This window comes from bacterium (assembly GCA_020444325.1).
In the GTDB taxonomy this organism is placed as follows: domain Bacteria; phylum Bacteroidota; class Ignavibacteria; order SZUA-365; family SZUA-365; genus BM516.
In genome coordinates this window covers 71,048-86,859 of the sequence record JAHLLD010000013.1, presented here as the reverse complement: position 1 = coordinate 86,859, position 15,812 = coordinate 71,048, and the positions used below count along the sequence as shown (strand labels likewise).

13 protein-coding genes are annotated in these 15,812 nt (G+C 57.4%); all 13 read left to right on the top strand.

The features are described from left to right. The first annotated feature begins 136 nt into the window (after positions 1–136). The 13 genes from KQI65_15255 (at position 137) to KQI65_15195 (ending at position 15,708) form a co-directional block, all read left to right on the top strand. A complete protein-coding gene (locus tag KQI65_15255; protein MCB2206098.1) occupies positions 137–1,945 on the top strand; it encodes a long-chain fatty acid--CoA ligase in 1,809 nt (602 codons plus the stop codon). A gap of 79 nt (positions 1,946–2,024) precedes the next feature. Continuing rightward, positions 2,025–2,381 (top strand): NADH-quinone oxidoreductase subunit A, encoded by a 357-nt coding sequence (ndhC, locus tag KQI65_15250; protein ID MCB2206097.1) that lies wholly within the window; start codon positions 2,025–2,027, stop codon positions 2,379–2,381. Continuing rightward, positions 2,372–2,878, top strand: coding sequence for an NADH-quinone oxidoreductase subunit B (locus KQI65_15245; protein MCB2206096.1), 507 nt, complete (start codon positions 2,372–2,374; stop codon positions 2,876–2,878). Before ndhC ends, KQI65_15245 begins: the two co-directional genes overlap by 10 nt. Before the next feature lie 35 nt (positions 2,879–2,913). Then, positions 2,914–3,408, top strand: a complete 495-nt coding sequence (locus tag KQI65_15240; GenBank protein MCB2206095.1) for an NADH-quinone oxidoreductase subunit C — start codon at positions 2,914–2,916, stop codon at positions 3,406–3,408. 3 nt (positions 3,409–3,411) lie between these two features. After that, positions 3,412–4,716, top strand: a complete 1,305-nt coding sequence (nuoD, locus tag KQI65_15235) for an NADH dehydrogenase (quinone) subunit D (protein ID MCB2206094.1) — start codon at positions 3,412–3,414, stop codon at positions 4,714–4,716. Positions 4,717–4,734: 18 nt separating this feature from the next. Then, positions 4,735–5,208, top strand: coding sequence for an NAD(P)H-dependent oxidoreductase subunit E (locus KQI65_15230; protein ID MCB2206093.1), 474 nt, complete (start codon positions 4,735–4,737; stop codon positions 5,206–5,208). A gap of 54 nt (positions 5,209–5,262) precedes the next feature. Next, on the top strand, positions 5,263–6,519 hold the full coding sequence (gene nuoF / locus KQI65_15225; protein MCB2206092.1) for an NADH-quinone oxidoreductase subunit NuoF: 1,257 nt from the start codon (positions 5,263–5,265) through the stop codon (positions 6,517–6,519). 96 nt (positions 6,520–6,615) lie between these two features. Further along, positions 6,616–7,962 carry a thymidine phosphorylase gene (locus KQI65_15220; protein MCB2206091.1) on the top strand — a complete coding sequence of 449 codons (1,347 nt, stop codon included), beginning with the start codon at positions 6,616–6,618 and terminating at the stop codon, positions 7,960–7,962. A gap of 70 nt (positions 7,963–8,032) precedes the next feature. Then, complete coding sequence (locus tag KQI65_15215; protein MCB2206090.1) at positions 8,033–13,318, top strand: VWA domain-containing protein; 5,286 nt, start codon at positions 8,033–8,035, stop codon at positions 13,316–13,318. 112 nt (positions 13,319–13,430) lie between these two features. Further along, entirely contained in the window at positions 13,431–14,078 is a 648-nt protein-coding gene (locus KQI65_15210) for an O-methyltransferase (protein ID MCB2206089.1), read from the top strand. A gap of 1 nt (position 14,079) precedes the next feature. After that, positions 14,080–14,814 carry a M48 family metallopeptidase gene (locus KQI65_15205; GenBank protein MCB2206088.1) on the top strand — a complete coding sequence of 245 codons (735 nt, stop codon included), beginning with the start codon at positions 14,080–14,082 and terminating at the stop codon, positions 14,812–14,814. A 65-nt stretch (positions 14,815–14,879) separates the two neighbouring features. Continuing rightward, positions 14,880–15,461 carry an RNA polymerase sigma factor gene (locus KQI65_15200; GenBank protein ID MCB2206087.1) on the top strand — a complete coding sequence of 194 codons (582 nt, stop codon included), beginning with the start codon at positions 14,880–14,882 and terminating at the stop codon, positions 15,459–15,461. Then, complete coding sequence (locus tag KQI65_15195) at positions 15,454–15,708, top strand: hypothetical protein (protein MCB2206086.1); 255 nt, start codon at positions 15,454–15,456, stop codon at positions 15,706–15,708. The genes KQI65_15200 and KQI65_15195 overlap by 8 nt, the downstream gene beginning before the upstream one ends. The last annotated feature ends 104 nt before the right edge of the window (positions 15,709–15,812 follow it).

Below are 15,812 nucleotides of genomic sequence, written 5' to 3'. Positions count from 1 at the left end.
TCCGTACACCGGGCATGAGGTTTTCAGTCTGCGTGCCCGGTGTACAGACATGGTCTGTCCCGCATTGCACTTGCAAGGGCAGGGATGTATCTTCCGATAACCTCGCCTCATTATCCAGAACAAATACCGAATGATCATGAGCTTAGCTGTGACCTTCGCCACGATTCCGGAGATGTTTCTCAATCTCACGGACAAGTACATGCACGACGAACGTCCCATGATACTTCGGAAAGTAGAAGGGAAATATCGTCCCCTGCGCTACAGCGACATGCGCACAATGGTCGCGCAGTTCTATCACGGACTCGCGAAGCTCGGGATTAAGGACGGCGATCGCATCGGATTGCTGGCCGAGAACCGGCCCGAGTGGGTAGTCACCGATCTGGCCTGCCTCTACCACGGTGCCGCGGATGTTCCGATTTTCCCTTCGCAGACGGCGAAGCAGGTCGCATATATCCTCAACGACGCCGGCACATCCGTGGTCGTCGTTTCCAACCTCTTCCAGCTCAACAAAGTGATGCGCATCCGGGACGAGGTCAAATCGCTCAGGCACATTATCGTGATGAACGAACTCGACGAACTTCCGGAAGGCGTGATCAGTTTTCAGCAGGTACTCGACACGGGACTGGCAGAACACCGGCGCCATCCGAATGCGTTGCGGGAAGCCTCGATTCTCATCAAACCCGAGCATCTGTGTACCATCATCTACACCTCGGGTACCACGGGGAATCCCAAAGGTGTCATGCTGACTCACAGCAACTTCGTCGCGAACGTCACTGCCGCCGCGGAGGCAATAGAGATCAACGACAGCGACGTCCTGCTGTCGTTTCTTCCCCTCTGTCATGTATTTGAGCGTATGGCAGGCTACTACACCGCCATGTCATGCGGTGCCACTGTTGCCTACGCCGAGAGCATTGAAACCGTGGCGGAGAATATGGTGGAAATTCGTCCCACCGTCGTCATTGCCGTCCCGCGGCTCTTCGAACGCATCTACAACCGCATCGCCCGTATGGTCGACAAAGGATCGGGCGCGAAAAAGAAGGTCTTTTACTGGGCAGTTGCCGTGGGACGCAAGTACGTGCAGGCGGAAAAGAAAGGCGGCGCGGGAGTGCTGCTCAAGTCGCAGCGTGCGCTTGCGGAAAAGCTCGTATTCAGCACGCTCAAGGAGCGCACCGGGGGACGCATCCGCTACTTCGTCAGCGGCGGTGCTGCGCTTCCGCGGGAACTCGGTGAGTTTTTCGAGGCCGTGGGACTCGCGATCATTGAAGGCTACGGTCTGACGGAAAGCAGTCCGGTCATCGCCGCAAACCGTCTCGGCAAACAGAAATTCGGCACCGTCGGGCACGCGCTCAGCAACGTGGAAGTGAAAATCGCCGAGGACGGAGAGATTCTCACCCGCGGTCCCCATGTCATGAAGGGGTATTACAACAACAAAAAAGCCACCGAGGAGGCCATTGATGCCGACGGATGGCTGCATACGGGTGACGTCGGCATGCTCGATGAAAACGGATACCTGTACATCACCGACAGGAAAAAACATCTGTTTGTCAGCTCCGGGGGAAAGAACATTGCGCCGCAACCCATCGAAAGCCTGTTTGCGGGCAACGAATTCATCGACCAGTTCGTATTGATCGGGGACAAACGCATGTTTCTGACCGCGCTGATTGTCCCCGATTTCAACGCGCTGAAAGAGTACGCCGACGCACGCAACATCGTCTACCGCGACACCGCGGAGCTGCTCAGCCACAACGAGGTGTACAAGCTGATCGAGGGCACGATACAGGCGACGCAGAAGGACCTGGCGAATTTTGAGAAAGTGCGCCGTTTCACCCTGCTCGATGAGCCGTTCACCATTGAAAACGGGGCGATGACGCCCAGCTTGAAGATTCGCCGCAAGGTTGTGGAAGAGCGCTACCAGGACCTTATTGAAGCCATGTATCGCCAGTGATCCCTTTCTATTTCATTGGTGAATATGGGGACTTTTTCCTACATTGGTTAATTGACAGAAACAACTGTTTCTATGTGATATGATCGAAAACTACATCCCGATTTTCCTCATCCTCGGCGTCTCGCTGATCTTCGGCGTGGTGTCTGCCAACATGTCCTGGCTGCTCGGTCCCCAGCGACCTTACAGGGAAAAATTTACGACCTACGAAAGTGGTGTCGATCCTGTAAGCACCGCACATTACCGATTTTCGGTCAAATACTACATGGTGGCGCTCTCTTTCATCATCTTCGATATCGAAGTGGTGTTCATGTATCCCTGGGCGGTGCGTTTCACGGAACTCGGATGGCCGGGTTTCGTTGTTATGTTAGTGTTTGTCGCCGTCCTGGTTGTCGGCTTCATTTATGAGCTGAAGAAAGGAGCACTGCAATGGGATTAGAATCCGCCCTCGGTGAGGGATATCTCACCACGAAACTCGACGCACTCGTTGGCTGGGCACGCAAGAATTCCCTCTGGCCCATGCCGATGGGGCTTTCCTGCTGCGCCATCGAACTGATGTCCGCCGGCGATCCGCGCCATGACATTTCCCGCTTCGGCATGGAAGTCATGCGCTTCTCGCCCCGGCAGTCCGACGTCATGATCGTCGCCGGTACGGTGACGTACAAGATGGCGCATGTCGTCCGCAAGATTTATGACCAGATGGCTGAGCCCCGCTGGGTGATCGCCATGGGCGCCTGCGCTTCCTCCGGCGGCATGTTCCGCAGCTACTCCGTGGTGCAGGGCATCGACCAGTTCCTGCCTGTGGACGTATTCACCGCCGGTTGTCCCCCGCGTCCCGAGAACCTCTTCAACGCACTGATCGAGCTGCAGAAGAAAGTGCAGAGTTCCAGTGTGCTGGATTATCGCGACCGCAAAGAACCGATTATCGTTTCATAAAATCCCCTGTGCGGGATAACAAACAGCGAACACACATGAACAGCATTGTCGAACAGGTAGTAAACGGACTGCAGGAGCAGTTCGGTGATGCCGTGGAGGAAGTACGCGAGTTTCGTGACGACGTGATCGTGGTCCTGTCGCGTGACGTCGTGGTCGCCGCTGCCACCTGGCTGCGTGACAATGAAGATGTCCCTTTCCCGCTTTGCGAGGATGTCTTCGCCCTCGACGCCTTCACACGCAAGAAGCGTTTTGAAGTCAATTATCATTTCTTCTCCATCACGAAAAAGGTGCGCATTCACCTCAAGGTGCGTGTGGACGAAGAGGATGCCGTCGTGCCGTCCATTACCAGCGTCTTTCCCGGCGCCGGCTGGTACGAACGAGAGGCATGGGATATGATCGGGGTGCACTTCAGCGGTCATCCGGATCTTCGCCGCGCATACATGCCTGAAGACTACGAATATCATCCGCTGCGCAAGGACTTCCCGATGATGGGTGTGCCGGGGTCGATCCCGTTGCCCAAACGAGGTTAGCATATGAGCGACACTACACATAGCACAACAGACTTTTTCGACACTCCGGTCGTCACCTCGAACCTGCCGCCGAAGGAGCAGCGCACGCAGCTGCTGCAGGCACTGCTGGATATGGATCCCGACATCAGTTTCGACGATCCGCTGGAAAACGACATGATCCTGAACATGGGGCCATCGCATCCCGCCACACACGGTGTGCTGCGTATCCTTCTGCGTCTCGACGGCGAGACCATCGTGAACGCCATGCCCGAGCTAGGCTATCTGCACCGCGGGTACGAGAAGATCGCGGAGAACGAGACCTACCACGAGTTCATCACGCATACGGACCGGCTCGATTATCTGCAGCCCCTTCACAACAACGTCGCGTACATTCTCGCGGTGGAGAAACTGCTGGGCATCGAAGCACCGGTGCGCGCGCAGTATATCCGCACCATGCTCTCCGAACTCGCACGCATTTCCTCGCATCTCGTCGGTTTCGGCGTGATGGCGATGGACGTCGGCGCCATGACGCTGCTGCTCTGGTGCTTCCGCGAGCGCGAGAAAATTCATGACATTTTCGATCTCGTCGTCGGCGCGCGCTTCACCACGAGTTTCACGCGTATCGGCGGGATTGCACAGGATATCACCGATGAAGGGCTCGCGGCCATCAGCGCCTTTCTCGACCAGTTCCCCGAGCGCCTCAACGAAGGCGAGCGCCTGCTCAACCGCAATCGCATTTTCTTCGACCGCTGCCGCAATACAGGCGTAATCAGCGGGGAAGATGCACTCGCGATAGGACTCACCGGTCCCAACCTCCGCGGTTCCGGCATCGCGATGGATCTGCGCCGCGACAATCCGTACATGGTGTACGATCAGCTCGATTTCGACGTTATCACCGAGACGGAAGGCGATTCGCTGGCGCGCTACTACGTCCGACTTGCCGAAATGAAGGAAAGCGTGAAAATTGTGCGGCAGTGTATTGACAAACTGCCCACAGGCGCTGTCCATGCGCATGAGCCGAAGAAAGTGCTCCCGCGCAAAGAACGCATATACACACGCATGGAAGAGCTTATCCACGATTTCATGATCGTCAACTTCGGCGTGAATCCACCTGAAGGCGAAGTCTACCATGCCGTGGAATCGGCCAAGGGGCAACTCGGTTTCCACATCGTCAGCCGCGGCGAGGGACATCCCTGGAGACTCAAAATCCGCTCCCCGTCATTCTGCAATCTGCAGGCGCTGCCCCAGCTGCTGAAAGGGCATCTGCTTTCGGATATTCTCGCCGTTCTCGGCAGTCTCGATCCCGTCATGGGTGAAGCTGATAAATAACCACTGGCAAGCACCTCGATGTTTACAGAAGAAGAACTCCGCAAAGTCGAAGAACTCAAATCCCACTACCCGAGCAATCTCTCCGCCGTCATGGGCGTACTGCACATGTATATGGACAAGTACGGCCATATCTCGGACGAAGGTGTGACCTACGTGGCGTCCCTGCTCGACGTCCCTGAAGAGAAAGTGCTCGGCGTGGTGACGTTCTACGAAATGTATCATCAGCACAAAACCGGCAAGTACAAGCTGCAGGTCTGCACGAACGTGTCCTGCATGCTGCGCGGCTCCGACATGGTGCTGAAGACGATCAAGGACCATATCGGTATCGGTATCGGCGAGACGACAGACGACGGACTGTTTTCCGTCCACGAGGCGGAATGTCTCGGCAGCTGCGGCACCGCGCCGATGATGTCGGTAAACAAGGATTATCACGAAAACCTGACCCCGGACAGGATCAACGAACTTATTGATCAGCTGAAGGCGCAGGGCTGAGGATGCCGTCCCTCGGGATGCAGACCTCTCCCACGCCACGAGCGAGAACAGCATATGACTGACTACCAGCCCGTAATTCTACCCGGTACCCCCGATCTGCACAAGATCGACGTGTATGAGCAACACGGCGGCTACGCCCAGGCGCGCAAGGCGATGGGCATGACGCCAGAGGACATCATCGGCATCGTCAAGGACTCCGGTCTCCGCGGACGCGGGGGCGCGGCGTTCCCGACGGGACTGAAATGGTCGTTCATGCCGAAAGACGGGGAGAAACCCAACTATCTCTGCGTCAACGGAGATGAATCCGAACCCGGTTCGTTCAAAGACCGCCAGATTTTTGAATTCAATCCGCATCTTATGATCGAGGGTATCCTCATCGCGGGACGCGCGCTGCGCATCAAGGCGGCCTACATTTACATCCGCGGCGAGTATGAAGCCTGGGTGCAGATGGTGGAAAAGGCCGTGGCGGATGCCTACGCGAAGGGGTATATCGGCGAGAAAATGAAGGAAACCTTCGGAACCGATTTCGCCTGCGACATCTACGTGCATCGCGGCGCCGGCGCATACATCTGCGGCGAAGAGAGTTCGCTGATGAACTCCATCGAGGGCATTCGTCCCTATCCCCGCGTCAAGCCGCCCTTCCCCGCACAGGTCGGACTCTGGGGCTGCCCCACCACCATCAACAACGTCGAGACCATTGCCAATATCCCCGTCATCATGGACAAGGGACCCGAGTGGTACAAGGGTATCGGCGCCGAGAAGCACCCCGGTCCCATCCTCTACGGTATTTCCGGGCATGTGAACAAACCCGGCGTCTACGAGCTGCCGACTGGCATGCTGCTGACCGAACTGATCAATGACGTCGCCGGCGGCGTTCCCGATGGCAAGAAAATCAAAATGGTCATTCCCGGCGGAAGCTCCATGCCGCCGTTGCGGGGTGATCAGCTCGAAGGCATCCGTATGGACGCCGAATCGCTCAAGGAAGTTGGCTCCGCCATCGGTACTGCGGGCATTATGGTGATGGATGAAGACACGGACATCACACGCATCCTCACCCGCATCACGCATTTCTACAAGGTGGAATCCTGCGGTCAGTGTACGCCCTGCCGCGAAGGAACGGGCTGGATGCTCAAGGTGCTCCACCGCCTGCTCGAGGGACAGGGCGAAGCGAAGGACCTCGACCTGCTGCACAGTGTTGCGAAGAACATTGAAGGCAATACGGTATGCGCACTGGGTGATGCCGCTGCCTGGCCGGTAAAATTTACGATCGAGCGTTTCCGTCCCGAACTCGAGGCGGAACTGCAGCGATAACGCGCAGTGCTGCAGCGCTTCGTCAAAAGCGTTGCAATTACAATATGATCTGAAAACCCCGTTGAATAACGGGGTTTTTTCCTTTACATTCATCCCATGCTGCCGCAGGAAATCATTCGGAAAAAACGTGACGGGGGAACGCTGTCCCGCGCGGAGCTGGAGGAATTTTTCCACGCATACATGCAGGGGAAGGTCGCCGATTACCAGGTGACCGCGTTGCTTATGGCGGCGTTCTATACGCCCATGAGCATGGAGGAAACGCTCGCTGTGACGGATATCTTCATCCGTTCCGGCGCCAGCCTCGATTACAGCGGGGTGCAGGGCGTGAAAGTGGATAAGCACAGCACGGGCGGGGTGGGGGATAAAACATCGCTGCTTCTCGTCCCCATTGTTGCCGCCGCGGGTGTGCGCGTGCCCATGATTTCGGGCAGGGGACTGGCGCATACGGGTGGGACACTCGATAAACTCGAAAGTATACCCGGTTTCAACGTGCGGATGCCCATGAGCGGCATGCAGAGGCAGCTCGGCGAGATCGGCATGGTCATGGCAGGGCAATCGGACGAACTCGTCCCTCTCGACAGGCGCATTTACGCGTTGCGGGATGTTACCGCAACGGTGGAAATCCTCCCGTTCATTGCCGCCAGTATCATGAGTAAAAAAGTAGCCGGCGGGGCAGATGCACTCGTGCTCGATATCAAAACAGGGAGTGGGGCGTTCATGCGTGAACGCGCGCAGGCCGAGGAGCTGGCGCTGCTGCTTGCGCAGGTGGGACGGCATTTCGATCTGCCGACGGTGGGGCTGATCACCGATCAGAGTGAGCCGCTGGGACGCGCAATCGGCAACTGGCTGGAGGTTGTGGAAGTGGTCGATTGCCTGCAGGGCCGGGAGACACCGGATTTGATGGAAGTCACCTATGCGCTTGCAGGACTCATGATTCATCTCGGCCGTAAAGCACAGTCCGTCACCGAAGGCATGGCCATCGCACGGGATGTCGTGCGCCGGGGACTCGCCTTCGAGAACCTGCTGCGTCTCACCGAAGCGCAGGGAGGGGACAGCTCACTGCTCGAAAATACACTCTCGTACCGCAATGCGGATGCGATTGTCGAGGTGCAATCGCCTCAATCCGGCTATGTGCATCATGTCGATGCCTTCCGGCTCGGCATCCTTGCCTCGGAAATCGGTGCAGGGAGGCGACAGACCACGGATACCGTGGATCCGACTGCGGGCATTGTGCTGCAGGTGAAAACCGGTGACGTGGTCAGCCAGGATGACGTCCTCTGCCGTCTCTACAGTTCCACTGTTGAGGATCTCCCCGCGTACAGGTCCGCCGCTCTTGATGCTTTTGCGATAGGAGACGGGGAAATCCCTCGCAGGAGCAAGATTTTTTCGTATTTTGATGAGGATACCGTCGTCGACTGGAGCCCGGGCGCTCCCTCCCGCTAACGTCTTGTGAACCGTGCCTTGCCAGTGGAGGTGCGGGTTCATGGTTTGTTGTATTTAGCCTGATGCCCGTATGAAGCGATTGCTCCTCATTCCACTTCTGCTCATTCTAGCCTTCCCCTTCGCGTCCACCAACGCACAGGTATGGAATGAAGTCCGCATCCTGCGTGTTGACACGACCAATTTCCCGTCGGTCAAGGTTTATGCACGGGCATTCTGTGCAGGACAGCAGACCTCGAACATCAATCCCCTGACAATTCGCATCTATGAGAACGGTGTGCTGAAAGGCATGCAGGGAACGCTCGACTGTCCCGCGCAGACCGTCCCCGTATCCCTCGCGCTCGCTCTTGATCGCAGCGGCTCCGTTGCCGGCACTCCGCTCTACAAGATCCAGGAAGGCGCATTCCGCATTGTCGAGCTTATGCAGTCGCATGGCAGTGGCGATGACGAAGTGGGGCTGCTCAGCTTCGGTGACGATGTCACCACCCACATGCCGATGAGCACCATTCAGAATGACCTCTATGAGGCCATCAACAAGATCGTGCCCTATGGCGAGACGGCCATGTTCGACGCCATCATCGCGGCACTCAATGAAGTGCGCACCAACGGCACGAATCCCATCAAAGCCGTGGTCGTGATTTCCGACGGCGGCGACAATAAAAGCAGCGCCACGCTCGCGCAGGTTATCGCGCTTGCAAAGCAGCTCGGCATCCCGGTGTACACCATAGGGATCAGCTACATCGACAATCAGGATGAACTGCAGATCATGCAGATGATTGCCGATTCCACGGGAGGGAAATTCCTCTCTGTGGATCACCCGGATGACATCGCCAACGTCATCATGTCGATGATGTCGCATGTCACCAACGGGGCAAACGATTGCACGTTCTCCTATCTCTCGAATTGTCCCGACGGCACGCGGCGCGAACTGAAAGTCATCGCCGAAGCCTGCGGACTGGCCGATACCGTCATCGTACATTTCTATGCGCCGCTCGATCCGAATCTGCCGACGTATTCCGTCACCTTCGATTCCACCTACGCCTATGAGCGGGGCGATATGCTCGTTCCCGTCACCTTCCATGCGGATATATCCGGAACGGTGGGGCGCATCGATTTCAAAATCCTCGAGCGTCCCCCGCTCACCTTCCAGGAACTGGTCACCACCGGATTCCTCGCCGAGCAGGGTACGGTTTCCCAGCAGATTGTCGGGGATTCACTTATTGTCAGCGTTGCGGGCCCGCTCAACGTGTCCGCAGGTTCAACCACGCTCATGAAAATCCGGTATGCCACGCCGCCTGTCGGAAAGGATACCGTATTCTGGTATCCGGCGTATTACCTGGATATCAAGAGCGACGATTGCGTGAAATACGATGGCGACACGCATCGCCTGATGATACTCAAACGCCCCGGGCTCGACATTGTCTGCGGGGATTCCCTGCGCGTGGAGTGGGATGAGAGCACCGGCTCATTTGTCAGCGACATCGTTCGTGTCGGCATTGCCGTACAGAACAATACCAATCTTGCCGCGGAGAATACGCTCGTCACCATTGACGTTCCCCCGGGAATGGAACTGGTGTCCGGAACGAAGACCGTGCCACTGCCGCAGAACCCGCTGCCACCCGGACAGAGTGGACTCGTGGAATTCACACTGCGCGTGCTGCCGGTCGATTCGACGCGCATTTACCGTATTTGTATAGAAGTGCAGCCAGACAGCGGCCGCGTGACGACCTGCTGTAAAACCGTGATCGTCGAACGGGCACAGACGAAACTCGAGGCCGAATGCAGCATGCCTGACCGCATCGTCTGGAGCGACAGTCTGAACAAATACATCCCCGACGTGTTCCCCGTCACCGTGCGTATTCGCAACTACAGCGATCTGGACGCGAATGACGTTCCTGCGTGGATTCATGTTCCTCCCGGTTTCGCCGTGGACAGTACAACCCCGGTGAATACCATACTGCGTCCTTCACGCATAACCAGGGCCGACACCGGGGTGGTAACCTGGATGGTGCGACCCCTTGAACGGCCGACATCCGAGCTGACAAAATTCTGCATCAAGGTCGCCGCAGGGCTCGACACCGCAGTGTGCTGTCAGGACGTGTTCATTGAAGCCTCGCCTGTACGAGCACAGCTCAGCTGCGGTGATACGCGCGTGCTCGTCTACGATGACGGCACAGGGGAATATGACCCCGAGCGCATGCTGATCATCACCAAAGTGCGCAACCTGTCGAACCTTCCGATGACGACGACGCGTGGACACATTCAGCTGCCACCCTTCCTCGATCTCGAGGTGAACGAAGTTGCGACAAAGGATTTCCCGAATTCCGCCGTCATCGCGCCCGGGGACAGTGCCGAAGTGAAATGGGTTGTTGTCGCCGTGGGACGCCCGACATCACCGGCTTCGATTTGTGTCAATGTCACCGCCGAAAACTATCCGGGTTCGCAGTGCTGTACGCCTCTCGATATTGAAACGGTGAATGCGATTCCCACGTTGGCCTGTGCGCTTGACGGTCCCGACACGATTCGCTACAACGCCGGGAGCTATATCCCGAATCCCTTCACCCTTCAGTTGCATGTCGACAACACGGGGACGAACCCGGCACTCAGCGTGTACGGTGCACTGCTGCAGGGCGAAGATTTTTCGATCGAAGCGCCGGACCAGGCATTGAAGCTGCTCACGGATTCGCTCGCCGCGGGTGCAGGGATTGACGCAAGCTTCCGCATCCGGGTCCTTGACCGCACGGTGAGTCGCAGCGATACGCTGCGTGTTACCGTGTACGCGGCGAATGGCGGCGCGGTGGTGTGTGAAAAGATCATCTACATCGAAGCCGTTCGCGGACCGGTGCTTGAACTCAACTGTGACGGTCCCGACTCGCTTGTGTTCAATGACGCTCTCAATGCTTATGAACCGTCGCCCTTCACGGTACAGCTCGAGGCAAGGAATGTTGGCACTGCTCCGGCGGATTCCGTCGTCGCCGAGATTCTTCCGCCGCCTGATTTCACCCTCGCGGCAGGTGAGCAGGCAGCGAAGCTTCTTATTCCGTCGACGCTCCCCGTCAATGGAAGCGGTGTGGCCATGTGGCAGCTCAAAGCGGTGCCGCGCACGGTTGGTCGCTATGACACGATCCTGGTGCAGGTGAAATCGAAGGGCAAGAGCCTGCAGCAGACCGAACCCTGTCCCGTCATCATCTTTGTCCCTGCCGCACGCGAAGCTGCACTGCAGCTCAGCTGTGAAGTCATCCAGCAGCCCGATGCGGGCAATGGTGACACAGTGCTCGTGGCAGCGGGACTGACCAACGGCGGCAGCGCCACGGCGTACGACGTAGCCGTACAGGTGCAGCTGCCTGGTGCGCTCGGACTCGCACCGCCGTCGCAACCTCTGACTTTGACGGCCGATTCCATTCGTCCAGGAGAAGCCATCCGCTATTTCATCTGGAAACTTGTTGCGGAACGCGGTATCACCGGCGACAGCGTCGATGTTTGCTTCAATGTTACCGCGCGCTTCCATTCCCCGCTCAATTGCTGCACGAAAGTATGGATTCCGCCTGCAGAGCAGAGCGGTTTTAACGCGGACTGCACCATCGCGCCCGACACGGTGTTCGTTGAGCAGTCCACTGGCGAGTACAATCAGTCCGTCCTCACCGCCACGGTACACAACACATCCGCCGTGGTGGTCGATTCGGTGCGCTGCAGCATTATTCTGCCGAACGGCGTGCTGCTGGCGACCGGGGAGACGCAGGTGAAGGTTGTCCGCAACCTGCAGCCGGGTTCGAGCAAACAGGTAACGTGGACGCTCAGCACGGTGCGGGATACGGCGACGGTGTACAAGAGCAAACGTATCCGCGTCGAGTTTGTCGGGGCAGGCAGTTTGAAGGAATGCGCTTCGGATCTGATCGTCGCGCCGCCTCCTGTTCTTCCCTCCGATTTCGTACTGGGCTGCACGACGATTGACACGATTACGTACCAGCCATCGGCCAATGCCTACGATCCGCAGCCATTCCTGATCAAGGCGGAGATCACGAATACGGGTTCGCGTACCCTTACCAACGTACGCGGGACACTGAATCCTGCCTCGGAGATCGCACTCGAAGCTGGGGAGACGTTGACCAAGGCACTCGGGGTGGACCTGAATCCCAGTCAGAGCGCGACGATTTCGTGGAACTGCCGCGGGATACCGCAGACGGGAACCACCCTGGCGCAGAGTACGATTCGCGTCGAGAGTGATGAGAATCTCGTACGAAACTGTGGCGTGGAAACCGTGCTCTTCCATCCGGCCAGCAATGACTCCGTCGATATCGCCGTCAGCTGTACCGGCCCCGACACCCTGTTCTTTAATGGTAATGGATGGGATCCGAATCCCTTCTCCTACACCGTGCGCATTACCAATACCGGCAATGTGCCGCTCACGGATGTCAGCGCTGCGCTGTCGATGGGCGTGAACTTCCTACTTGAAAGCGGTGAGTCCTCATTGAAGTCTCTCGGACAGCCTCTTGCCCCAGGCAATACAGCCAGCATCAGCTGGGGTGTACGCGCGCTTTCCTCCACACCGTCCCCTGGTGCCACCTTTGACGTCGATGTGACCTCCCGGGAATTCCCCGGCGTGAGCTGTAAGTCCATCGTGTTCGTCGAGCCCGAAGTTTACTTGATCTCCCTGCGTATCCCTGAAGACAATGTCGGAGTCATGGGAGAATCCATCATGGTCCCGGTATACTGGAGCAATCCGGCTGACGTCTCACTTACGGAATTGACCATCGCAATAGCAGCGGACGAAGCTTTTGTTGAAATACCATCCGTCAGTTTCGATGGCAGCGTGCTCGACAGCTGGCCTGAGCCCAGTGTCGACTACCCGGAGGATGGGACGGTGAGGATTAGCGCCTCCAGTCAGAACGCAGTGGATGAAGATGGTGTGCTGATGTACCTCGAATGCCGTCTGCATGCGCAGGATGGCGTGGAAGGAAGTTTTGGTGTATTCCAGAAGCCGCTTGAATTCAGGCATCACCTGTTCCAGATGCAGCCGGGCGTGGCCGTTCTCACGGAGGATGGATGGATTACCATCGCCGGTGACTGCATCGAGCCGTTGAACGTGAAAAACATGTTGCAGGTCAGTAACAGGCCGAACCCGTTCAATCCGGTCACCACGATGACGTATCACATTCCCGCGGAACTCGATGGCCGGTACGGAACGTTGGAGGTGCGGGATATGCATGGCCGTCTCGTCGCGCGTCCCCTCGACGGCACAATGGAAACCGGCACGCATGCCCTCATTTTCGATGGAAGTGATCTGCCCAGTGGCATGTACCTTTACCAGCTGCGTGTCGGAAGCCGCGCGGTGACGAAGAAAATGCTTCTGGCCAAGTAATGCGCCGTCTTCGCAACCTTCCTGCCGCCGCCGCATAAACGACCGCCGTAAAAACCCATTCCTCACTACTTGCAATGCGGAGACGGCGACTGGCGGTCAGCGGCGGAGGAAGGTGAAAGGAAGTACCATGCATATCGTCAATCCGGCAATCAACACATATATGACGGAACTGCTTCCCGAGCGGCACAGCGTGCTGCAGCGCATGGAAGAACGCGCGCGGGACAATGGCTTTCCGATTATTGGTCCGCTCGTCGGTACCTGGCTCTCGCAGCTCGCACAGCTCACGGGCGCGCGCCGCATCATGGAACTGGGTTCCGGGTTCGGCTACTCCGCCCTGTGGTTTTCGACGGTGCTCGGCGAAGATGCGGAGATTATTTGCACAGACGGTGACGCGGAGAACTGTGCGTACGCGGAATCCGCTTTTGAAGAGTTCGGTGTGCGTCCCCACATCACCTTCCACACAGGGGACGCCCTGTCGATTTTCTCCGGCATCGAAGGAGATTTCGACATGATATTCTGCGACATCGACAAGCACGAGTACCCGGATGCCTGGCGCGCGGCGTTCCCGCGTCTGCGCGAGGGCGGCGTCCTGGTCTTCGACAATGCGCTCTGGTCGGGACGTATGCTGGAGGACGATGACAGCCCCTCCACCAGAGGAGTGGCGGAACTTAACCGCCTTGCCTTTGCCGACCCTTCCTGTCATGCGAGCCATGTCCCCATCAGGGATGGACTGCTCGTGTGCACCGCACGCCGAGTGTAGCATGCCGCGACTTACCGTAGAGGGGAAATCGATTGATTACCAGGTGGAAAAAACCAGGCGCAACCGCTATGTGCGCCTGACGGTATCCGCACGCCACGGTGTTCGGATTTCCGCCCCGATCGGCACACCCGACAGGGAGCTGCATGCCATGGTGCGGGAGAAGGGCGGCTGGATACTCGATCGGCTTGAACAATTTCGCCGGGAGGAAGCGGCACAGCCAAAATGGCGCTACCATGACGGTGCGCAGATTCTGCTTCGCGGGAAATGGACGCCACTTGAGATCAGGGGATGGGATCGCAGATCAGGGAAAATCCGCCTCACGAAACAGGCACTGCGCGTGGATCTTCCGCATGAGATGTGCTCGGATGCGGTGGTGGTACAGGATCTGTTTGAACGCTGGCTGCGCAAATGGGCGCAGCAGGATATTCCTCTTCGGGCAGAGGCCCTCGCGCGGCAGATGAAGTTGCGCTACAGTCACGTAGGCATACGCGACCAGCGCAGCAAATGGGGGAGCTGTTCCTCCACCGGGAGGCTGAGTTTGAACATGCGGCTCATGCTGACGCCGGTGGAGGTCTGCGACTACGTCATCATCCATGAACTTGCGCATCTGAAAGAGCTCAACCACTCGCGGCGTTTCTGGAGCATTGTCGAACGATACTGTCCGGATCATGACGTGCACAGGAAGTGGCTGCGTGAACATGGCTGGCTCCTCGACTTCAACACGGAAGATGCGTAAAAACGCGAATTTTCGTACATTTCAAACTTGAATGAATCATTTTCCCGTACTCGGCATCACACCTCATGAGTAACGAAGAAGAAGCCCGGATAATTGAGAAGGCAAAAGCCGGAGACAAGCGCGCCATCAAGGAACTGGTGGATACGTATGCGCCTGTGATCTTTCGCTTTTCGTACAATATCTGCCGGAATCAGGACCGGGCGGAACATGCCACGCAGGAAACCTTCCTGAGCATACTGAAGAAGCTGAACCAGTTTGACAATCGCTCGAAGTTTTCCACCTGGCTTTACACCATCGTCTCGAATCACTGTCTGATGCTCGCCCGCAGCGAGAAAACGCGGCGGCACATGAGCCTCGACGATGATGACAACACCATACCGGAGATTGCTGTCGACCACTGGGAGCATGATCCGGAAGCGAGCGTTGAGCGTGCGGATCTCAAGTCGCATCTCGACGAAGCGATCGACAAGCTTGCACCTGAGTACAAGGTGATTTTCGTTCTTCGCGACATCGAAGGATTATCTACCGAGGAAGTCAGTAATATCACGAACCTGAGTATCCCGGCAGTCAAATCGCGGCTGCACCGGGCCCGCGCCTTTCTGCGGAGCGAACTGACACCCATTTTCAAAGAGCAAGAGCATGAGTGAACCTGTACATCAGCATTTTGAGTCCTGCGAGGAAGTCCTCGACTACATCTGCGCACATTTCGGAGATCAGGACGATTCGGAACGCTGTCGCGCGCTGGAACGTCATCTCGAGAAATGTCCCGACTGCAAGTCGTACTGTGATTCCATAGACAAGATGATCGGACTGTATCGCGCATCTTCTCCCTGTTTCTCCGACGACGCGCGGCGCATGCTGCTCGAATCGCTCGGCATTGAAGAGCGTGATTGATCACTGTCCCGTGGTGGGCTGCGACGACTGAATCTTCCCGGACATCCCTGCATCTTACGTGAGTATTCCGATTTCGGGAGAACGGCATGCTCCGATCCCGACGA

Excerpts from the sequence above, each read along its gene's own strand:
- nuoF (MCB2206092.1), top strand. The coding sequence starts at position 5,263 with ATGACTGACTACCAGCCCGTAATTCTACCCGGTACCCCCGATCTGCAC.
- KQI65_15195 (MCB2206086.1), top strand. The coding sequence starts at position 15,454 with ATGAGTGAACCTGTACATCAGCATTTTGAGTCCTGCGAGGAAGTCCTC.
- KQI65_15245 (MCB2206096.1), top strand. The coding sequence starts at position 2,372 with ATGGGATTAGAATCCGCCCTCGGTGAGGGATATCTCACCACGAAACTC.
- ndhC (MCB2206097.1), top strand. The coding sequence starts at position 2,025 with ATGATCGAAAACTACATCCCGATTTTCCTCATCCTCGGCGTCTCGCTG.
- KQI65_15220 (MCB2206091.1), top strand. The coding sequence starts at position 6,616 with ATGCTGCCGCAGGAAATCATTCGGAAAAAACGTGACGGGGGAACGCTG.
- KQI65_15205 (MCB2206088.1), top strand. The coding sequence starts at position 14,080 with ATGCCGCGACTTACCGTAGAGGGGAAATCGATTGATTACCAGGTGGAA.
- KQI65_15200 (MCB2206087.1), top strand. The coding sequence starts at position 14,880 with ATGAGTAACGAAGAAGAAGCCCGGATAATTGAGAAGGCAAAAGCCGGA.
- KQI65_15215 (MCB2206090.1), top strand. The coding sequence starts at position 8,033 with ATGAAGCGATTGCTCCTCATTCCACTTCTGCTCATTCTAGCCTTCCCC.
- nuoD (MCB2206094.1), top strand. The coding sequence starts at position 3,412 with ATGAGCGACACTACACATAGCACAACAGACTTTTTCGACACTCCGGTC.
- KQI65_15255 (MCB2206098.1), top strand. The coding sequence starts at position 137 with ATGAGCTTAGCTGTGACCTTCGCCACGATTCCGGAGATGTTTCTCAAT.
- KQI65_15240 (MCB2206095.1), top strand. The coding sequence starts at position 2,914 with ATGAACAGCATTGTCGAACAGGTAGTAAACGGACTGCAGGAGCAGTTC.
- KQI65_15230 (MCB2206093.1), top strand. The coding sequence starts at position 4,735 with ATGTTTACAGAAGAAGAACTCCGCAAAGTCGAAGAACTCAAATCCCAC.